The organism is Faecalibacterium sp. HTF-F (assembly GCF_023347535.1).
Lineage (GTDB): Bacteria > Bacillota > Clostridia > Oscillospirales > Ruminococcaceae > Faecalibacterium > Faecalibacterium wellingii.
The window spans coordinates 1,569,929-1,591,046 of record NZ_CP094473.1 but is presented as its reverse complement, the minus strand read 5'-3'; the positions used below and the strand labels follow the sequence as shown (position 1 = coordinate 1,591,046).

Genomic DNA, 21,118 nt, shown 5'->3' with positions numbered 1-21,118 from the left:
TATGCCGAAAAATCGCGCTGGATCAGGCGTTATCCAGACCTGCCATCTGCTTGACAGCCTTCATGGCGAAGGTCAGGGTGCGGCCCATGGCCACACCGGCCATCAGGCAGGGATAGTTGTTGGCAAAGAAGCTGCCGGACATATCACCGGTGATGTACAGGCCCTCCATGGGCTGGTTGTTGTTGTCCAGCGCCTGACCCTTTTCGTTGATGGCAATGCCCTGCTCGGTGGTCAGCAGAGAGGCACCCAGCCAGCAGCCGTAGAAGGGCGCAGTGCGGATGGCACTCAGGCGGTAAGCGGGCTTGCCGAAATCCTCGTCGTTCTGCTTGTCGTACAGCTCATTGTAACGCTCCACGGTAGCAAGGAAGGTGTCCTTGGCAGCACCGGTAAAGCCCATCTTGTCGGCCAGCTCGTCCAGCGTATCGCACTTGAACAATGCCCCGGCCTCAATAGCCTCGTCCATCTTACCCTGAATGTACTTCTCGCCGCCGTTGCGGGTCTGGGCAGAGCAGCCGATGGTGTGGAAACGCTTTGCGTCCTCCAGAATGTTGGCATCGCAGATCTGTGCATAGACGCGGCCCGGCTGGTGGGCAGCAGCGTAGACGATATCGTTGTAGGGGCAGCTCTCGTTGGCAAAGCGTTCGCCGTTGCGGTTCACCTTCAGGAAGGGCTGGGTACCGGGGTTGTACTGGCGGATCTTGCCGGGGAAGGCCTTGCCGCCAAAGGCGGAGTCGCTATCCACATAGCCGCCATCCACGCCGGGGGCAACAACGCCGCGGTCAAACAGCATGGGAGCGGCTTCCTTGTCCAGATTGGCACCGGCCCACACAGCAGCGCGGATACCGTAGCCCTTGTCGGCGGGGGAGTAGGAGCAGGCAGTGGTCACGCTGGTGCCCAGCGGGTCCAGCTGCTCCATCATGTAGGGGTTGCCGGGGAAGCCGCCGCAGGCCAGCAGCACGCCCTTGTTGGCGTTGTAGCGGATAAAGTGGTCATCTTCGGTGCTCTGGGCGATGATGCCGGTAATGCGGCCCTCGCTGTTCTTTTCCAGTTTGGCCAGACTGGTCTTGAAGTCTACATCGTAGCCCAGCTCCTGAATGTACTGCAGCAGCAGCTCGTTGCGGGCCAGACCGGATGCGCTTTCGCTGGCCATGTAGTTATGCTCCTGCACAGGGAAGAGGTAGTCGGTATTGTGCTCGGCATTCCCTGCAGGCCATGCAGCCTCGCTGCCGGAGGTGAAATCGCATACCCAGCCGTACTTATCTTCCAGAATGCTGCGCATGAAGTCGTGCATGGCGGCAGACTCGTTGATCCAGGTCTTGACAACGCGCTGATCGCACTTGCCGGAGGCGTAGCGGGAGATCTCGCTCAGCAGCTTGGCGCGGTCGGCGGGCTTTTCACCGGCCTCCTTGGCGGCAGCGGAGTCGATAGCGCCGTACCAGTGGCGGGTGTCCTGTACGTTGGCATTCTGCTCAATAACGCGGAAATTCAGGCCGTTCGCAGCTGCATAGGCGGCAGCAAACATACCGCCGTTGCCTGCACCCACAATGAGGATGTCGGTGTCCACGGTCTCGGTGATGGCAGCCTCATCGATATCAGGCTCTTTGCCCAGCCAGTCGTTTGCGTCGCCTGTGGGCAGCTGCACGCTGGACACCACGGCCTCACCCTTTGCCTGTGTGTAGCAGCTCTTGGCAGCCTTCATCACGGCGTCGGAGGTGATGGTAGAGCCGGAAACGCCGTCGATCTCGGCAGAACCGGCAGCCATCAGCTGCTCACGCAGCTCATCGGCAGCGGCAGCGCCGAAAGAGGCGGTCTCGCCGGAGGTATCCACCACCACGTCGGTGACAGCGCTGTCAGAGAAGGTCATGGTGACCTTGACGGTGGAGGAGATGCCCTCGGCGGTGCCCTCGTAGGTGCCGGGAATGTACTGACCGGCAGCACCGGAGGCAGTGGAGCTGGAGGCGGAATTGCAGGCAGCCAGTGCGCCGGCAGTGACACCGCTCATGGCGGCGGCAGCGGCGATCTTCAGAAAGCCCTTGCGGGAGATCTTGTTCATAGGTACGCTCTCTTTCTCTTTTCTCTTCTTGCTTTTCTTCTCATCGCGCAGCAAGGTAAAAACCACTTTGCTGAATCTTTAACAATTGTAGCGTAGAGTGACGCACTTTACAATTCAATTATGTTATATTATAATTTAGGAAATCCTAATGTAAAAAAGCGAGGATGCGCAGATGAACCAGAGTGCACTGGAAGGATTTGTGAAGATCGTAGAGATGGACAGCTTTTCGGCAGCAGCAGAGGCACTGTATCTTTCGCAGTCAGCGCTTTCGCAGCAGATTCGCACGCTGGAGGGGCAGCTGCAGTTTGAACTGTTTCAGCATGTACCGCGCCGGGTGATCCTGACCCCGGCAGGCCGGGACTTTTACCCCAAGGCAAAGCAGCTGGTGGCATTGTATCAGGAGGCGGTGCGCCATGCCCGTGCGATACAGCAGCAGGAAAACCCGCCGGAACGGCATCTGATCATCGCAGGGTGTCATGAGGCAATGCGGATGTTCGTGTACGACCTGTTTTCCCTGACAAGTGACCTGTGCCTGCAATATACCCCTATTCTGGGGTGGTGTGCCAACCGCAGCGAGGTCTGGCGCAGCCTGAAAAAAGGGGAGATGGATCTTTCCTTCCAGCTGGAAAGTGCAGAGTTCTACGCGCAGGGGCTTACCTTTGTGCCGCTGTTCTATATGCCGGAACTTTGCATCCCCATCCACCCGCCCGCTGATATGCCGGTGGGCAGACTGACCTTGGAACAGGCATTGCAATACCGCTGGCTGCCCATCAAGGAGATGTACCAGACTGTCTACGAAACAAACCTGCTGCAGGAGGGAATGGACCGAGGGGTGGAGTTTACGCCGGTGGGCGGTATCCGCAGTGCAGCCTACGGCGACCCGGCAATCAAGATGATCCCGCCTTTCTACTACCGCAGACCGGACCTCAGTTTTGTGCGGGTACTGGACTGGGGCAGGGGACACCGGTTTGGCATCGTGCTGGGGCAAAAGCGCGAGGATCCGGTGGTAATGGCCTATGTCCGCGCGTTGCAGCAACAGCTGCCGTCTCTCTCAGAAAAGCTGTTCGGCTTGAAGCTGGAACCGGTGGAGGAATCATAAAGAAAAGACGAAAACCCTCTCAGGCACTTTCGTGCCAGCTCTCCCGAAGGGAGAACTTGACCGACAGATGTAGAAAAGCTCCCTCTCTCGGGGGAGCTGGCATCGCGTAGCGATGACTGAGAGGGTAAACAAATAGCACCTGCTGCCCTCGGAAAGGAAGGCGGCAGGTGCTATTTTTGTGCTTATACTGCGATGGCGGCAGCTTACTCCACCACGTCCTCGAACTGGCTGTTGTACAGATCGGCGTAGAAGCCGCCAGCTTCGATCAGCTGGTCGTGGGTGCCCTGCTCCACAATGTCGCCATCTCGCATCACAAGGATGAGGTCGGCGTCCCGGATGGTGGAAAGACGGTGGGCGATCACAAAGCTGGTGCGGCCCTCCATCAGGCGGTCCATGGCGGTCTGGATGCGCTGCTCGGTGCGGGTATCCACACTGCTGGTGGCCTCGTCCAAAATCAGGATGCGGTTGTCGGCCAGAATGGTGCGGGCGATGGTGAGCAGCTGCTTCTGGCCCTGACTTACGTTGGAAGCATCCTCGTTCAGCTCCATCTGGTAGCCGCCGGGCAGGGTGCGGATAAAGTGGTCGGCGTTGGCAGCCTTGGCGGCGGCGATCACTTCTTCATCGGTGGCATCCAGTCGGCCATAGCGGATGTTCTCCATGATGGTGCCCTTGAACAGCCATGTGTCCTGCAGCACCATGCCGAAGCCCTCACGCAGGGCGCTGCGGTCAAAGTCCCGCACATCGTGGCCATTCAGGGTGATGGAACCGGAATCTACATCATAGAAGCGCATGAGCAGCTTGACCATGGTGGTCTTGCCTGCGCCGGTGGGGCCGACGATGGCCACCTTCTGGCCGGGCTTGACCTCACAGCTGAAATCGTGGATGACGGTCTTGTCCGGGGTGTAGCCGAAGCGGACATGGCTGAATGTCACCTGTCCGTCGATACAGGCAGGGTCCGCGCGGCGGGCCGGGTCTGCCTGCTGGTCCTCTTCCGGCTCGTTCAGAAACTCGAACACCCGCTCAGCGGCAGCGGCCATGCTCTGCAGCATGTTGGACACCTGAGAAAGCTGCTGGATGGGCTGGGTGAAGTTCTTGACGTACTGGATGAAGGCCTGAATGTCGCCGATGGTAATGATGCCGTTTGCCGCAAAAATGCTGCCCACGATGGCCACCGCCACATAGCCCAGATTGCCCACAAAGTTCATAATGGGCATCATCAGGCCGGAGAGGAACTGGCTTTTCCACGCAGATTCATACAGCTTGTCGTTGGCGGCGTTGAAGTCATTCAGCACCACGGCTTCGCGGTTGAAGGCTTTGACCACGTTGTGGCCGGAGTAGACTTCTTCCACCTGACCGTTTACGACGCCCAGAATGGCCTGCTGGGACTTGAAGTATTTCTGGCTGAACCGAACTACGATGAGCACGAGCACCAGCGAGACGGGCAGGATCAGCAGGGCAATCAGGGTCATCTTCGGGCTGATGGATAGCATCATGACCAGCACGCCGATCATGGTGGTCACGCTGGTGATGAGCTGGGTGATGCTCTGGTTCAGGCTCTGGCCCAGCGTGTCCACATCGTTGGTGATGCGGGACAGCACCTCGCCCACGGTGCGCTTTTCAAAATAGGCAAGGGGCAGGCGGTTGATCTTTTCGCTGATCTGACGGCGGAAGTCGTAGCACACCTTCTGCGAAAGACCGGTCATCAGCCAGCCCTGAATAAAGCTGAATGCGCTGCTCAGCAGGTACATGCCCAGCAAGAACAGCAGGATGCGGCCGATATACACAAAGTCGATGCTGCCGGTGCCGCGCAGCTTGGCGATCCAGCCGGTGGCAAGGGCCGTGGTGGCTTTTGCCAGCACCTTGGGGCCTGCGATGTTGAAGATGGTAGAAAGAATGGCAAATACAATGGCGGTAACGAGCGAAAGGCGGTAGCGGCCAAGGGTGCGCACAAGCTGCAGCAGGGTGCCCTTGAAGTCCTTGGCGCGTTCGGTCGTCATGCGTCCGGGTCTTGGCATATCACTCACCCTCCTTTTCCGTATTCAAAGTATCCAGAGCCAGCTCCTTCTGGCTCAGCTGGCTGCGTGCGATCTCCTGATACTCCGGGCAGGTGACCATCAGCTGGGCATGGGTGCCCTTGCCCACCAGACGGCCCTCGTCCAGAACCAGGATCTGGTTTGCATGCAGTACGGTGGAAATGCGCTGTGCTACGATGATCACAGTGGAGTCGCCGGTCTCAGCTTTCAGCGCACGGCGCAGGGCTACATCGGTCTTGAAGTCGAGGGCAGAGAAACTGTCGTCGAACAGGTAGATCTTTGGCTTTTTCGCAATGGCACGTGCGATGGAAAGGCGCTGCTTCTGGCCGCCGGACACATTGGAGCCGCCCTGTGCGATAGGGCTTTCGTAGCCCTGCGGTTTTGCATCGATGAACTCGGTGGCCTGCGCAATGGCAGCGGCCTTTTTCACGTCGGCATCGGTGATGTGCTCCCCGCCGAACTTCAGGTTCGAGCCGATGGTGCCGCTGAACAGCACACCTTTCTGGGGCACATAGCCCAGCAGATCGTGCAGCTGTGCCTGCGGCATATTGCGCACATCGATGCCATCCACGGTTACACTGCCGTTTGTCACATCGTAAAAGCGGGGGATAAGGTTGAGCAGGGTGGATTTGCCGCAGCCAGTGGAGCCGATGATAGCGGTGGTCTCGCCGGGCTTTGCAGTAAAGCTGATGTGCTCCAGCGCATCGCTGTCCGCACCCGGGAAGCGGAAGCTCACATCGTGGAACGCCACCTCACCCTGCCAGTTTTTGTGCTCCTGCGCGGGCTCTGCAGCAGCTTCGTCCGGGTCGTTGATGGTGGCTTTGGTACGGATCACCTCATCGATGCGCTCCGCAGCCACACCGGCGCGGGGCAGCATGACGGCCACCATGGCCAGCATCAGGAAGGACATGACGATCTGCATGGTGTAGGTGATGAAGGCGATCATCTCGCCCACCTGCATGGTGCCGGTGTCCATGGCCTTGCCGCCGAACCAGACGATGAGCAGGCTGGTGCCATTCATGATGAGGGTCATAAAGGGCATCATGGCCACCATGGCACGGTTGGTGAACAGCTGGGTGCTCATCAGGTCTTTGTTGGCCTTGTCGAAGCGCTCCTCCTCAAACCGTTCGCGGCTGAACGCGCGCACCGGCATGATGCCGGTCAAGATCTCGCGGCTGACAAGGTTCAGCCGGTCCACCAGCTTCTGCATGATCTTGAATTTCGGCATGGCAATGTTCATCAGGAAGAGGATGAGCAGCAGCAGAACGGCCACGTCCAGCACAATGATCCAGGAAAGGCCGGTGCTGCTGTTCAGCACATGCAGCACGCCGCCAATGCCCAGAATGGGCGCATAGGCCACCATGCGCAGCAGCATGACGCAGACGAACTGCACCTGCTGGATGTCGTTGGTGGTGCGGGTGATGAGGGATGCGGTGGAAAAATTCTCAATCTCTGCATTGGAGAATCCGATGACACTGGCAAAGGTCTCCCGGCGCAGGTCGCGGCCAATAGCGGCGGACACGCGGGAGGCGAGGAAGCCCACCGCAATGGACACGGCCGCCATCAGCAGGGTGAGGCCCAGCATCTGGCCGCCTACGCGGTAAAGGTAGCGCATCTGCACATCGTGGGCAACGCCCTGTGCCTCGTATTCCAGCTGCACCAGCAGCACGGACTGACTTTTGAGGTTCTCCATCAGGGTATCATCCAAGCTGGCAAAAGCACCGGCCAGCTGCTGCCGGACAGCTTCGCGGGTAAACCCGGGCATCTGGCTCATGGCGGCAAACTGGGCGCACACGGTGTCCAGATCCTCAGCAGTGGGGGTGACAGTCTCGGTATCCGTGGTGGTGCTCCCAGAGGATGCCGCCTGCATGTCGGCAAGGCCGGTCATGCCCAGTGTGTCCTGCCCGGCGGGGGTGTTCGCTGCCTGCGCAGCCGCCATATACAGCACGATATCCGGCGTGGTGACGGCATCCTCCAGCGCGGCGCGCTCGTCGTCGGTCAGGTCGGTGCGCAGCTTCAGCACACCGTCGTCCTGAAGATAATACCCGTAGGCGTTCTGGAGTGCATCGGCGTCCTCTTCGCTCATCAAAAGTGTGAGGGCGTCCAGCGTGCTCTGGCGTATCGTTTCCGGCAGAGGGCTTTCAATGCCGCCCTGCTGGATGCCGGTGTCCACGATCCTGCTGGTGTAGTCCGGCAGCGAAAGATCGCAGTACGCCTGCACGAACAGCAGCGCGAACACCACAAGACAGACGGCCCAGTGCCGGGCCAGCTGCTTGAAAATTTTCGTCATGGTTCGGTTCTCCCTTCGTTGTTTTTTGCTTCACGGGAAGCGTTTTCCGCAAGAATGGCGTCCATCAGTGCACCGCGCAAAACGTTCATCTGCTGCACCTGCTCCGGTGTCAGCCGGGCCATCACACAGGCAAAATAATCGCTGAGGGCATCTTCACACCGGGCGCAGGCGGCGTAGCCCTCCGGCGTGATGCGCACCAGCGTTTTGCGCCGGTCAGCCGGGTCCGCTTCGCGCAGAACAAGGCCGTCCTGTTCCAGCTGACGCAGGCCGCGGCTGATGGCCGGCAGCGGCTGGTGTGCCTCCCGGGCAAAATCGGAAACATACACCGCTCCGTCCTGCCCGCGGGTGCTGATCGTGTGAGCCAGACCCTCCAGCATGGGAAAGTGGCACTTGGGACAGCCCCGCAGAGCCGCCTTCATGCCGGCCCGGGACGCCTTGCTCAGCCGTCCGAAAAAATGGCACAGGCCGTGAAAGCTCGCGGCGGCTTCGGTCTCGTTCAACATTCTATCTCTCCTCATTGCAAAATACTTAACAGCTGTTAACTATTAACGCCTGACAATAATATTCCTCCTGCACCCAGAATGCAAGGGCGGTTTGGGATAATTTTAAAAAAGTTCACAAAAAGGGAAGGAAGGCAGAAAGCCTGAACAGCCCGGCAGCTGCATAAATAGAATAAGAAACGTTTCTGCGGGAGGGACGGCATTGGAACAGGGACTGAAAGGAATCTTTGCGCTTTTTGGCGGGCTGGCATTGTTTTTGTATGGCATGGATGCGCTCAGCCGCAGTCTGGAAACAGCGGCGGGACAGCGGATGAAGCGGCTGCTGATGGTGTTGGCAGGCAGCCCGGTGCGGGGCGTGCTGGCGGGGGCAGCGGTCACGGCGGTGCTGCAAAGCAGCTCGGCAGTTACGGTGATGGTGCTGGGCTTTGTAAGTGCAGGCCTGCTGACCCTGCGGCAGGCGGTCCCGGTGATCTTTGGCTGCAACATCGGAACCACCATTACCGCACAGCTGTTGGCCTTCCGGCTGGAAGACGTGCGCGGCCTTGTGCTGCTGGCCGGGCTGCTGCTCTGTTTTGCCTGTGCGGGGCAAAAGGCCCGGGCTATTGGCCGGGCGGTGTTCGCCTTTGGTCTGCTGTTCGAGGGCATTGCCGGTATGAGCACGGCGCTGGCCCCGCTGGCACAGAGCCCGGTGTTTGCGCTCTGGCTGGCACGGGTGCGGCATCGTCCGTGGATGGGCCTGCTGGCAGGCCTCTGCATGACCCTGACAGTGCAGAGCAGCTCTGCCACCATTGCGGTGCTTCAGAGCGTTGCGGCCCGGCCCGGGCCGCAGGGCGGCAGTCTGCTGGGCCTTGCAGGGGCACTGCCGGTGCTGCTGGGGGATAACATCGGCACCACGGTCACGGCGCTGCTGGCATCCATCGGGCAGAGTCGGGACACAAAACGGGCGGCGGCGGCCCACGCTCTGTTCAACCTGACCGGTGCGGCGGCGTTCTGCGCCCTGCTGCCGTGGTATGCGGGTCTGGTGGCAATGATCTCGCCCAAAGGGCCGGAGCTGGAAGTCATTGCCCGGCAGCTCGCCAACGCGCATACGCTGTTCAACCTCATCTGCACTGCGGTGTGGCTGCCGCTGACCCCGCTGATGGTGCGTCTGGTCTGCCGCCTTGTGCCGGATCGCCCGCCCAAAGCCCGGAATAGCTGAGAAATCCGGCACATCCCGCCTGCGGGGTCTGGCACGGCAAACCTGCCAAAAATCCAGCGCTCAAGCCAAATAACGAGCATTTTAAAGTTGATTTCCGGCCAAGAATGTGGTACACTGGATAGGTTATAGGAGTATAAAAATAGGGCGTGGATTTGGCGGTTTTGCAAACGACGAAAATACGTTGTTTTTAGTATAGTGAGGATGAAAAGCATGAAGGATATCACAACGGCACTGATGCAGCAGTTCCGCAGGGAACATAAGACGGCGCGGCGGTATATGGCACTGCTGCTGGCATTGGCGCTGCTCACCAGCCTGTTCGTTAACTGGCAGCTGCACAGCGTGGGCATTGCCCAAACGGCAGACTACCAGTGCGGCGAGATCGAGCACCAGCACACCGCCGAGTGCTATGAGAAGGTGCTGGTGTGCGGCTATGAGGAGGGCGAACCGGAGGACTGGAACGCCACAAAGCCGGACGACAGCGCATTCCCTGATGCGGATTATGGTGTGGAGCAGAGCGAGGCCGACATTGCTGCCCATTCGGCAGAGCCGGAGCCGGAGTACATTTTTGTGCCCCACCAGCACACCGACGACTGCTATCAGGAAGTGAAAACGCTGACCTGCTACGAGGAAGAGCATGTGCACACCGATGACTGCTTTGACCCCGAGGATGGCAGCCTGATCTGTGACCTGTTCGAGCACACCCACGACGACAGCTGCTATTCCATTGAATATGAGCTGGTGTGCGGTCTGGAAGAGGGCGAACTTGTGGAGGAGCCTAACCCGGACTATGTGCCGGTGGATGAGGAAGCCTCTGCGGTGTTTGACGATGCCGTGGCCCTTCAGCCCGTTGTGGACGACAGCAGTCTGGACACCCCGGTGCACCACCACACCGACGCCTGCTATGAGGAAGTGCTGGTCTGCGGCCTGCCGGAGCACCACCACACCGTGAACTGCCTGTCCGACCCGCTGGCGGATGTGGAGGACGAGGAGACATGGAGCGCAAAGACGAATGTTGTGCTCACCGGTGCGTGGGCCGACGACCTGACCGCTGTGGCAAAAAGCCAGCTGGGCTACCAGCAGAGCGAGCGCAACTTCCAGCTGGACGATGAGGACCAGACCACTGTGCGCCACTACACCCGTTACGGTGCATGGTATGGCAACGCCTATGGTGCGTGGGATGTGATGTTCCTGTCCTACTGCCTGAACTACGCGGATGTGCCGCAGACCATGGTGCCGCAGCGCGCCGGTGTGCAGGCCCTGCGCAGCGACCTGCGCGGGTCCGAGTGGCTGAAGGCGGCGGCAGAGGTTGAGCTTGTGCCCGGCGATATCGTGTTCTACAACAGCATCACCACCGAGACGGTGGCAGTGGAAGAGGACGTGCCGCAGATCATGGATGATTCTGCCGATGCAGACATTGCCCTGCTTTCGCTGGAACCTGCCGCCGCTGAGCCCCAGACCGAAGAGCGCACCGTCAGCACCGAGACCGTGGGCATCGTATCGGATGTGGACGCGGATACCGGCACCCTGACCGTGATCTCCGGCGACGTGGACGGCAAGGTGGCCGAGGTGTCCCTGCGTGCGGACGAGATCACGGATGTGATCGATCTGGCCGCAGCCCATAAGGCGCAGGAAGAGGGGGAAAGAGAGGAACCGGACGGCGTGGAACCGGCAGGGGACGAGGAAACCTCTCTTGTGATCTGGGCAACTGGTCCTGTATCGCAGGTCTCTCCGTATGCGGTGGCGCTGCTGTCCGATGAAGCCGCAGATGATGCAAGCACAGCTGCAGAAACGGTGCAGTCGCTGGATAGACATATCACCAGCGTAACATTCCAGAAGGAGATCGGAACGGGAAGCAATACGCAATGGACAGATATCCCCGAGGGTGAAACGGTGAAGGATGGCGATACCATCCAGCTCGTGGTGGAATTCAATTTGCCATACGGTACTTTCCCATCGGGAAGCGGCACGATGACGTATCAGCTGCCGGGCGGATTGAAACTGGATAAGAAGATCGAAACAGACTGGATCATAGATGCAGCAACCGGTAAGTCGATGGGTACTTATTCCATCGACACAAACGGCTTGGTCACGATGAACTTTACTGGGATCGGCAGCGGCGCAGCCTTTGACGGAAAACTGACCTTCAAAGCCAAAGCGGACCTCGCCACGGCCCCGGACGGCAAGATCAGCTTTGGAAACAATATGGAGCTGCAAGTTACCAAAAAAGATCCGGATCTGTCCATAAAAAAGGAACTCGCGGACTACGAGGGCAAGGGCGTAAGCTGGTGGAGCAACGAAACCAGCGGCTACTATGCCTATTGGAAGGTTACAGTATCTTCCGAGAACGGTTCCGGCGGCCCGGTGAAGATTAGCGACAAAATAACCGGCTTCCCGGCAAAGCATAATACCACGGATATCCCCATCAAGCTGATCAAGCAAGATGCGAACAATACCCAGACTGAGCTTTCGGTTGGGACCGAACCATACCAGTATACTGTTTCTGGAGATGGCAGCGAGTTGAGCTTCGCGGCGCTTCCGGAGCTGAAGGAGGGTGAAAAGTACATCCTGTACTACGCCACAAAGGCGGCGTCCAAAGAGCTGAAAGATGCGTGCAAAAATAATACATCGAGCATAATGTATAACGAGGCTAAGGCGGAAACCGATAAGGTGAAGGCGGTCTCCTCTGGCCGAAAGCAGATCACGTATAACTGCAATATCATCAAAAAGGAAGGCAAGTTGAATGCAGACGGCCTGATCGAATGGACAGTCGTAGTTCGTGCACCGCTGGATGGCTCCACGGATTTCCTGAAGGATTATACATTTCAGGATGTTCTTCCGGGGAACATCACTCTGTCCGGTGACATCAATGTCCAAATCGAGGGAGCGCAGACGACATACGTAACGATGAAGCCGGAAGATATGAAAGGTGGCGTTAAGCTCTCAACGCTGGACGACAACGCAAAGACCGCCTACCGCTTTACCATTACCTACAAGACCACTGTACCGACCGGAACAAATAGCGTTGAGAATACAGCGTCCGTTGATGGTATCAAGGCTTCTGATAAAGTTACCTTCGATCAGGGCATCTGGACACTGACCAAGACCCACAGCCGTACCGATAATAATAATATCGCCTACTGGGATCTGAGCGCGGTGAATGTGACCGGTGCCGACCATTTTGAGCTGACCGACACCATCGGAAACACCACCGACAGCAGCGGAACTGTTCTTCAGAACAAACACTACGCCATTGCTTCGGAGCTGCAGGAAGCGATTGAAAAGGGCCTGACACTGATTCTGACGGATAATCGTACGCTGAACTATCAGCAGGCGAAAGACTACCTGACGATCACCTATTTGGACGCATCAAATAATAAGGTTGAAGCGAGTGACAAGAACACACCTGTGCTGAGCTTTACCATTGCAGTGAAGAAGGCAGAAAACGGCGGCTCCATTGCTGTGCGTCAGATGGTGCTGAACGATGTGCCCACTCATGAAGTGCGCAGTGATAAGCCGGGAAATGCGGATTGGACCTTCACCAACAACGCAAAGATCACGCAGGACGGCAGCACAAAGGCGAGCGATTCGGCTGAGGATGTTTATCGCAGCAGTGTCTTTGAAAAATCGGTGGCTATCGATGGTAAGCGGCAGGATTACATTACCGGCGATACCACTGTGAATTATGACGATGTCAAGGATCAGAAGCTGCTGTACCGCATCAGGTTGGTGACAACGGGAACAGAAACAGGCAACATCGTTATCACGGATACCATGCCGACGGGAACCGAGTTGACTGTGAACGGCGATAAGCTCAGGCTCTACGTGGACAACGAGCAGTGCAGCTGGAACCCCGCTGAGCGATGGCATGTTACCTATGATGAAACTAATAAGAAGCTGACTGTAGAGGTGTACGGCTGCAACGACGGAAAGCAACACGTCATTGAACTTCTGTATGAGGTCAGCTTTAAGAACGACTCCCGCTGGAAAGATCTGCTCACATCGGATGTCGTCTACACCAACAAAGCAGAATGGGATGGTAAGCCTGCGGCTATCAAGACCACGGTGCACAAGAACATCGCTCCGCTGATAAAGACCGGCAAACAGCTGAAGGACAAAAATGGTAACTGGACGAACAATGTCACCTATACTGTCATCATCAACCCGGCAGCGCAGAAGCTGGGAACCACTGGAACACTGAAACTGCGGGATGAGGCAAAGATCATACGCGGTAACAGCTTCTACGGCCACAATGTCCGTCTGTACTACTACGAGCACGACAAGTACGAGCACGACAAGGATGTATCGAGCCTGACGCAGGTAAAAGAAGGACTTTATCACATTGACGCCCCCGAACCCGATTACTGGCTGTGCATGACCGTCCCGGACGGAGTTGCGCTGCTGCTGCAGTATGACATTGAATTCGACCCCGGTAGCTATACTGACCCCAAGCTGAGCAACACGGTTCAGCTGGAGGGTGTTGCTCAAGGTACAGCGGAGGACGTGAATTTTAAAACGAACGAGAGCAGTGTGCAGATCACCCGCGGCCAGCTGGTCATCCACAAAATGGATGCGGAAACCAGCAAGTTTCTGCCGGACGCGGAGTTTACGATCGACTCCTACAATAAGAACTTGGGTGAGTTTGAAAAATTTATGTCTGGCACGACCGGTGCAAACGGCGAACTGACCTTCAGCATTACAAGTGCGGAACAGACGCTGTCGCCGAATGTGCTCTACCGCCTGACTGAGACGAAGGCTCCGGACAACTATATTCTGGACAGCACGCCGAAGTATCTGTTCTTCTACGAGAAGGGCGCCGATCCCAAGGAAGCCTTCAAGACGGCTCTGGGCGATACTCCAATCACAGACCACGACAAGACCGTGACGGTGGATGACGTGACCTTCGGATGTTCGACCAATACCACACAGCTGACAGTCAGGAATACCTACAATCAGCTCACTGTCAAAAAATACTGGCTGAGTGCAGTGGACGGCAGACCGCTGGCGGAGGCAGACATTCCGGTGAAATCCATTCAGGTGGAGCTGTACCGTTATACGGAAGGCGAGACGGCACAGGACGCTGTGCTCATGGATACACAGTACCTGAACAAGGATAACGGCTGGTCGTTTACATGGTTCGGCGAAAATCAGATCCCGGCAGCAGATGAAGAGGGCCACAGGTACTACTACCTTGTAAAAGAAGTGACTAACGGCAACTGGGTCGCGGAGATCACCAACAACAGTGGCATCCAGACCGGCAAGATCTTCATCACCAACAAAGTCTACAGCGGCTACGTGCTGCCCTCCACCGGCGGCATGGGCACGGTGCCCTTTGCGGCGGTGGGCGGTATGCTGACCGTGGGTGCGGCCCTGCTGCTGGCCAAACGCAAAAAACACGAAGAGAAAGGGGAGTGAGCAGCCGATGGAACAGAAAAGCTTGCGCAGGCGGCTTGCAGCCCTGCTTTTGATGCTGTGCCTTCTGGTGGCAGGTGCACTGCCTGCCCTTGCCACCAGTGCGAACATCCGGCTGGTGGATGCCAGCGGGAACCCCGCCACCGGCACCATCCGCGTTGCGCTGTACGACAGCGCGAAGGATAAGGCCCTGAGCGGCGGTCAGCTGACGCTGTACCGCGTGGCTGAGGTGAAGCGCAAAAACGGCGACCTGAGCTTTGAATACTGCGGCGATTTTTACGGCTGCGGCATCGCGCTGGGCGACCTGACCGACAGCACGCTGGCAGACCAGCTGCTGGAATATATGCCGCAGGGCGCAAAGGGCACCACAAAAACCGTTGATGCGGACGGCAATGCCGCCTTTGAAGATCTGGAACTTGGCCTGTACCTGATCGTGCAGAGCAAGGCCTCCAATGGCTATGCGCCCATCAAACCGTTCCTTGTTTCCCTGCCCATGGCAGAAAACGGGAAATGGAATTATGAGGTGGATGCCTCCCCCAAGGTGGGCGGCTACACCCCCGTCAACCCGGATACGCCGCCTGTGCCGCCCACTCCCGTGCCGGACAAGCCCGGCACCCCGGAACAGCCCACGGAGCCCACAAACCCGGATACGCCCAAGAACCCGGACGGCCCGGATAGTCCGGTCTCGCCCGGCAGCCCGGACAGCCCGGTGGCTCCCGGCAATCCGGACAACCCGGTAGCCCCGGGAAACCCGGATAATCCCGCACTGGCGGGCCGTCCGGACGGCGCAGTCATGAGCGGTCTGCCTCAGACCGGCCAGCTGAACTGGCCTGTGCCGGTGCTGGCGGTCAGCGGTGTGCTGCTGTTTGCCGCTGGCTGGGTGCTGAACAAAAAGGAAGCGCTGCCATGAGACAGAAAATTGGAAAGATATGCATGGTGCTGGGTGCGCTGCTTATTTTGGCGGCAGCAGCGCTGCTTGCCTACAACAAGTGGGATGCGGCCCGCGCAGACAAGGCAGCACAGCAGGCGCTGGGAGAGCTGGAACAGACCCTGACCACAACGGTTGAGGAAAAGGCAAAGTCGGAGACCGTTGTGCTGCAGCCGGAGCTGGACCCTGCCCAGCCCATGACCGAGACGGAACTGGACGGCTGGAGCTACATCGGCTATCTGTCCATCCCCTCCATTGGACTCGACCTGCCTGTGATGAGCGAGTGGAGCTATGCGGGCCTGAAGATCGCGCCCGGCCGGTACTCCGGCTCCACCTACGCGGACAACATGGTGGTCTGCGCCCATAACTATGCAAAGCACTTCAGCCCCATCAAATGGCTGGCCGAAGGGGCACAGGTCTATTTTACCGATATGGACGGCATGCGGTGGAGCTACGAGGTCTCCTATGTGGAGAACCTGCAGCCTACCCAGATCGAAAAAATGACCGAAAAGACGGAAGATTCTGATAACTGGGACCTGACCCTCTTCACCTGCACCACCGGCGGCCGTGCCCGCTGTGCCGTGCGGTGCGTGCGGACAGGCTACCCGGTGCTCACAACGGAGACCGCAGAATAAGATGCAAAAATCCCCTGTGCGCTGGCACAGGGGATTTTTTATATCCGGTATTCAGTGGGCTGGGCCCATCTTCACAGGGGATTACTTGCTCTGGATGTACTCGTCAATGGCCTTTGCAGCAGCCTTGCCTGCGCCCATGGCCTTGATAACGGTGGCAGCGCCGGTCACGGCGTCACCACCCGCGTACACACCGTCACGGCTGGTCTTGCCGTCGTCGCCGTCGGTGACGATGCAGCCGTGCTTGTTGGTCTCCAGACCCGGGGTGGTGGAGCGGATCAGCGGGTTGGGGCTGGTGCCCAGACTCATAATGACCGTGTCCACGTCCAGCTCAAACTCGCTGCCCTTCTTCTCAATGGGGCGGCGGCGGCCGGAAGCATCGGGCTCGCCCAGCTCCATCTCGATGCAGGTGATGGACTTGACAAAGCCCTCGTCATTGGCGTGGATCTCCACAGGGTTGCACAGGGTCCTGAAGATGATGCCCTCTTCCTCGGCGTGCTCCACCTCTTCCTTACGGGCAGGCAGTTCAGCCATGCCGCGGCGGTAGACGATGTACACGGTCTCGGCACCCAGACGCAGGGCGCTGCGGGCAGCGTCCATGGCCACGTTGCCGCCGCCCACAACGGCGACCTTCTTGCCGGTGCGGATGGGGGTCTTGCTGGTGGGCAGATAAGCCTTCATCAGGTTGGAGCGGGTCAGGAACTCGTTGGCAGAGTAGACGCCCTTCAGGCTCTCGCCGGGGATGCCCATAAAGCGGGGCAGGCCGGCACCGGAGCCTACGAACACGGCCTCATAACCGTACTCGTCCATCAGCTCGTCGATGGTCAGCACCTTGCCAATGACCATGTTGCACTCGAAATCAACGCCCATCTTCTTCAGGCCGTCGATCTCCTGCTGCACGATGGCCTTGGGCAGACGGAACTCGGGGATGCCGTACATCAGCACGCCGCCGGCCACATGCAGGGCCTCGTAAACGGTGACCTTATAGCCCAGCTTTGCCAGATCGCCTGCGGCGGTCAGACCGGCAGGGCCAGCGCCGATGATGGCCACCTTGTGGCCGTTCCATTCGGGCACGATGGGGGCAGTGTGCACATTCTCACGGTGCCAGTCGGCAACAAAGCGCTCCAGACGGCCAATGCCCACAGGCTCATTCTTGATGCCGCGGGTGCACTTGCCCTCGCACTGGCTCTCCTGCGGGCAGACACGGCCGCAGACGGCGGGCAGGGAAGAGGAGCGGTTGATCACCTGATAAGCGGCTTCAAAGTCGCCCTCGGCCACATGACCGATGAACTCAGGGATATCGATGCCCACGGGGCAGCCGGTCTGGCAGGGCTTGTTCTTGCAGTGCACGCAGCGTTTTGCTTCGTTCACGGCCATTTCTTCGGTGTAGCCCAGAGCAACTTCCTTGAAGTTCTTGTTGCGCACATTGGGGTCCTGGGTGGGCATGGGGCACTTCTTCGGGTCCATATTGAAAGCCATCTTACTTTACCTCCTGATTGAGCAGATTGCATGCCGCTTCACGGGCGTGTGCCTCAAACGGGCGGTACATGGTGCCGCGGGCCATTGCTTCGTCAAAATCCACCAGATCGCCGTCAAAGTCGGGGCCGTCCACGCAGGCGAACTTGGTCTCGCCGCCTACGGTCAGGCGGCAGCCGCCGCACATGCCGGTGCCGTCGATCATGATGGGGTTCATGGAAACGATGCTCTTCAGGCCATGCTTCTGGCAGGTCTTGACCACAAACTTCATCATGATCAGCGGGCCGATGGTGATGACCAGATCGTACTGGTTGCCTGCGGCCACCAGCTCGTCCAGAGCGGCGGTAACAACGCCCTTGGTGCCGTAGCTGCCATCATCGGTCATAATGCGCAGCTCATCGCTGCAGGCCCGGAACTCGTCCTCCAGGATCAGCAGATCCTTATTACGGAAGCCGACCACGCTGTGCACCACACAGCCCTGCTCGTGCAGCTCACGGGCAATGGGCAGGGCAATGGCGCAGCCTACGCCGCCGCCCACGACACAGACCTTCTTCAGACCCTCCACCTCGGTGGCACGGCCCAGCGGGCCCACGAAATCGTGGACGCTCTCGCCGACCTTCAGGCTGTTCAGCTCCATCGTGGTACCGCCCACGATCTGGAAAATGATGTCCACAGTGCCCTTCTCGCGGTCGTAACCGGCCACGGTCAGAGGGATGCGCTCGCTGTCCTCAAACGGGCGCACAATGATAAACTGGCCCGGCTTTGCCTTTTTGGCGATCAGAGGGGCTTCAATGACCATCTTTGTCACGGTGGGGTTCAGCGCGACTTTTTCAGTGATCTTATACATCGTGTTTGCTCCTTTATGCTGGCATTTCCTATTTCTGCGCACGAAAACGCGCCTGCATGCCCTCGGCGGCATAACAGACGCAGCTTTTGCAGGCGACAAAATGACATTCTTATTATAATGGTTCCTACAGGAGAAAGCAACTAAATTTTCCTCGTGTCTGTTGCGGCAAACATGAATGAACGGCGGTGTCAGCCAGTGCAGAGAAGGCTTTTTGTGCGCAGACAGGCCTGTTTTGAATTTTTTTGCAAAAAATTCAAATTTGTGGTTGACAATTGCCGGGAGGTACGGTATAATAATCAGCGTCGCCGGTAAACAACCGGCACGAACACATGGAATGTGCGGCCGTAGCTCATCTGGTAGAGCGCCACCTTGCCAAGGTGGAGGTAGCGAGTTCGAGCCTCGTCGGCCGCTCCATTTGTGGAAGTTTAGCTCAGCTGGGAGAGCATCTGCCTTACAAGCAGAGGGTCAGCGGTTCGAGCCCGTTAACTTCCACCATGTGGCCCGGTAGCTCAGTTGGTTAGAGCACCAGCCTGTCACGCTGGGGGTCGTCGGTTCGAGCCCGATCCGGGTCGCTTCGTCGGAATGTCAGTCGTTTGTCTGGCAGTCTTACAAGTAAAACTGCCGTAACAAACTCTGAAATTCCTCCTCTTCCCCACAAAACTTTGCTTCGCAAATTTTTGCGGGGGCCCCGCTTGAAATACGAGCGGGAGGGTGCAGGGATAATTGCACCGCTTATGCCTCTGTAGCTCAGTCGGTAGAGCAGGGGACTGAAAATCCCCGTGTCATTGGTTCGATTCCGATCGGAGGCACCATATGCGGCCGTAGCTCATCTGGTAGAGCGCCACCTTGCCAAGGTGGAGGTAGCGAGTTCGAGCCTCGTCGGCCGCTCCAACACGAAGCCATCATCAATGCAGCAATGCAAAGATGATGGCTTTTTTGCTGTTGTTTCCCATTGCATCTCCTTCCTGTGAAAAAAGCAAAGCCGGAAAATCCGCAGATTTTCCGGCTTTGCAAATATAAAAAATTATTCCGCTGATATTGTCGGAGCGCACCCTGTGTGCGGAGACAATTTTAAATCGTTTCTTACAGGATCACATTTTTGATGAGCAGCGAAATGCTGCCGTCATCGCTGTGCAGAAACTCTACTTCATTTTCCGAGTTCAGCAGCTCGGTGGGAATCTTCACCTCAATGCCGTTTGCAGTGTGGATGCTGCGGCTCTCCATGCGGCGGATGCGCGCAGGGGTCACGGTCACGGGCTGCTCAGGCGCTTCCAGCACATCGCTCTTTTCTACGTAGTCGTCAAAGGGCACGGCGGCAAGGGGATATTCCTCCTCCAGCTGCTGGCGCACCTGCTGGATGGACACCTGATTGTCGTTGTCAGCGGCCTGATTTGCAATCAGCATCGCGACCTGAGCCTCTACGTGGGGCTGATCCGCGTAGTTTTCCTGCACGGCCTGAACAGCGGCTTCCTGAATGGCCTGCAGCTTCTTTTTCTCCGGCTGAGCGGTGGTGTACTGGAACACCACGGTGGAAAGATAAAAATCCTTGTGCCCGTCGATGTCGAATTTCTTTTCCAGCAGCTTCATGGTGTAATCGGTGAGATTCACGAGTGCGCCTTCCTCTACTTTGCCGCTCTGGCTGGGCAGACAGGCCCGCTGCTGTATGATGGAGTTCACCGGGGCACCCTCTACGGTCTCGGTGTAGTGGGTGTAGCCGTTTTTGTAGTTCAGCTTCAGGATGCCCAGCCACGGCTCGCCATCGCGGGTAAAATCCACCACCGCAAGGTCTGCCCCCGGGATGGTGGCGTGGGCGTGCATGTAGTCGAACAGCACCCCGGCAATGCGGCAGGAAAGATCCACAAAATCGTGATTGTGTTCCAGCTCATTTTTAAAGGCGGAATCCGGCAGCGGGCGGCACTGGCGGATATCGTCGCTGGCAAGCAGCTTTTCGATGTGATACTGGAAGTAAGCAGTCTTTTCAGCGGTCATTTCCATGCCGCCGCCGCTCAGCACAGGGGCGTCCATGGTGGTGTCCAGCACATGCAGGATAGCCTGATGAATAATGATCTCCACGGGTACAAAACCTCATTTCGTACAAAATCTTTTTTGCATACAGTATAGCACAGCATGACGCAAAAGGCGAGACCGCATCTTGTAAACAGCAGGCGGGAATGCTACAATAAGAGTAGAAAACTACCAAGGAAAGGGGACAAAAACCATGGAATTCCGTGATAAACCAATGGAAAACCTCATCCGCCTTCAGGAAAAGGATATCTGCAAAAATGCCCGCGCACTGCTTCTGGACGGTGAGAGTGTCGTGGGTGCCTACAAGACGGTGCGGGATCAGGTGATCTTTACCACCCACCGCATCATCATGGTGGATATGCAGGGCGTCACCGGTACCCGGCAGCAGATCTTTGTGCTGCCGTACCGCAAAGTGCTGCACTTCGGCATTCAGACGGCAGGCTTTGGCGACCCGGTGCAGGCATCGCAGCTGACGGTCTGCTTTGCGGACGCACACGAGGCAAAGTTCGGCTTTATCGGCCAGCAGGAACTGTTTGCGGTCGCCAATGCCATCAGCCGGTGCATCCTGTAAATAACTCCTCTTAAAACAGCAGGCTCCCCGCCCGAGACCGGACAGGGAGCCTTTTGC

The 21,118-nt window shown here is 58.0% G+C and carries 13 protein-coding genes and 5 tRNA genes; 11 read left to right on the top strand and 7 right to left on the bottom strand.

The genetic code is table 11. The features are described 5' to 3' along the window. Positions 1 to 22 precede the first annotated feature (22 nt). Positions 23 to 2,053, bottom strand: a complete 2,031-nt coding sequence (locus MTP37_RS07625) for an FAD-binding protein (RefSeq protein WP_249236739.1) — start codon at positions 2,051 to 2,053, stop codon at positions 23 to 25. Positions 2,054 to 2,225: 172 nt separating this feature from the next. Here MTP37_RS07625 and MTP37_RS07620 point away from each other — a divergent pair, with 172 nt between their 5' ends. After that, positions 2,226 to 3,152, top strand: a complete 927-nt coding sequence (locus MTP37_RS07620) for a LysR family transcriptional regulator (protein ID WP_249236738.1) — start codon at positions 2,226 to 2,228, stop codon at positions 3,150 to 3,152. A 203-nt stretch (positions 3,153 to 3,355) separates the two neighbouring features. Here MTP37_RS07620 and MTP37_RS07615 read toward each other — a convergent pair whose 3' ends face one another. The 3 genes from MTP37_RS07615 to MTP37_RS07605 are packed head-to-tail and all read right to left on the bottom strand — an operon-like array spanning position 3,356 to position 7,978. Further along, a complete protein-coding gene (locus MTP37_RS07615; RefSeq protein ID WP_249236737.1) occupies positions 3,356 to 5,167 on the bottom strand; it encodes an ABC transporter ATP-binding protein in 1,812 nt (603 codons plus the stop codon). Between the two features lies 1 nt (position 5,168). Then, positions 5,169 to 7,475, bottom strand: a complete 2,307-nt coding sequence (locus MTP37_RS07610; RefSeq protein ID WP_249236736.1) for an ABC transporter ATP-binding protein — start codon at positions 7,473 to 7,475, stop codon at positions 5,169 to 5,171. Further along, positions 7,472 to 7,978, bottom strand: coding sequence for a MarR family winged helix-turn-helix transcriptional regulator (locus tag MTP37_RS07605; RefSeq protein ID WP_249236735.1), 507 nt, complete (start codon positions 7,976 to 7,978; stop codon positions 7,472 to 7,474). Before MTP37_RS07605 ends, MTP37_RS07610 begins: the two co-directional genes overlap by 4 nt. A gap of 199 nt (positions 7,979 to 8,177) precedes the next feature. Here MTP37_RS07605 and MTP37_RS07600 point away from each other — a divergent pair, with 199 nt between their 5' ends. From MTP37_RS07600 to MTP37_RS07585, 4 genes are all read left to right on the top strand, one after another. Further along, the gene (locus tag MTP37_RS07600) at positions 8,178 to 9,173 is read left to right on the top strand and encodes a Na/Pi cotransporter family protein (RefSeq protein ID WP_249236734.1); all 996 of its coding nucleotides are present in this window, start codon (positions 8,178 to 8,180) and stop codon (positions 9,171 to 9,173) included. 210 nt (positions 9,174 to 9,383) lie between these two features. Then, positions 9,384 to 14,585 (top strand): SpaA isopeptide-forming pilin-related protein, encoded by a 5,202-nt coding sequence (locus MTP37_RS07595; protein WP_249236733.1) that lies wholly within the window; start codon positions 9,384 to 9,386, stop codon positions 14,583 to 14,585. 7 nt (positions 14,586 to 14,592) lie between these two features. Further along, positions 14,593 to 15,492, top strand: coding sequence for a pilin N-terminal domain-containing protein (locus tag MTP37_RS07590; protein ID WP_249236732.1), 900 nt, complete (start codon positions 14,593 to 14,595; stop codon positions 15,490 to 15,492). Next, entirely contained in the window at positions 15,489 to 16,145 is a 657-nt protein-coding gene (locus tag MTP37_RS07585; protein WP_249236731.1) for a sortase, read from the top strand. The genes MTP37_RS07590 and MTP37_RS07585 overlap by 4 nt, the downstream gene beginning before the upstream one ends. Before the next feature lie 81 nt (positions 16,146 to 16,226). Here the strand turns inward: MTP37_RS07585 and gltA are convergent, their stop codons facing one another. Then, positions 16,227 to 17,621 (bottom strand): NADPH-dependent glutamate synthase, encoded by a 1,395-nt coding sequence (gene gltA, locus MTP37_RS07580; RefSeq protein ID WP_249236730.1) that lies wholly within the window; start codon positions 17,619 to 17,621, stop codon positions 16,227 to 16,229. Between the two features lies 1 nt (position 17,622). Further along, positions 17,623 to 18,465 carry a sulfide/dihydroorotate dehydrogenase-like FAD/NAD-binding protein gene (locus tag MTP37_RS07575; RefSeq protein ID WP_249236729.1) on the bottom strand — a complete coding sequence of 281 codons (843 nt, stop codon included), beginning with the start codon at positions 18,463 to 18,465 and terminating at the stop codon, positions 17,623 to 17,625. A gap of 338 nt (positions 18,466 to 18,803) precedes the next feature. Between MTP37_RS07575 and MTP37_RS07570 the strand changes: the two genes are divergently transcribed. From MTP37_RS07570 to MTP37_RS07550, 5 genes are all read left to right on the top strand, one after another. Beyond that, positions 18,804 to 18,879: transfer RNA gene (locus tag MTP37_RS07570), tRNA-Gly, on the top strand. Between the two features lie 5 nt (positions 18,880 to 18,884). Further along, positions 18,885 to 18,960: transfer RNA gene (locus tag MTP37_RS07565), tRNA-Val, on the top strand. A gap of 3 nt (positions 18,961 to 18,963) precedes the next feature. Beyond that, positions 18,964 to 19,037: transfer RNA gene (locus tag MTP37_RS07560), tRNA-Asp, on the top strand. A 164-nt stretch (positions 19,038 to 19,201) separates the two neighbouring features. Continuing rightward, positions 19,202 to 19,277, top strand: a tRNA-Phe gene (locus MTP37_RS07555). A 3-nt stretch (positions 19,278 to 19,280) separates the two neighbouring features. Then, positions 19,281 to 19,356, top strand: a tRNA-Gly gene (locus MTP37_RS07550). Between the two features lie 192 nt (positions 19,357 to 19,548). On the opposite strand, the gene MTP37_RS07545 is transcribed toward MTP37_RS07550, so the two are convergent. Then, entirely contained in the window at positions 19,549 to 20,538 is a 990-nt protein-coding gene (locus tag MTP37_RS07545; RefSeq protein ID WP_249236728.1) for a nucleoid-associated protein, read from the bottom strand. A 145-nt stretch (positions 20,539 to 20,683) separates the two neighbouring features. On the opposite strand from MTP37_RS07545, the gene MTP37_RS07540 reads away from it, so the two are divergent. Then, positions 20,684 to 21,061 (top strand): PH domain-containing protein, encoded by a 378-nt coding sequence (locus tag MTP37_RS07540; RefSeq protein ID WP_249236727.1) that lies wholly within the window; start codon positions 20,684 to 20,686, stop codon positions 21,059 to 21,061. Positions 21,062 to 21,118: the final 57 nt, after the last annotated feature.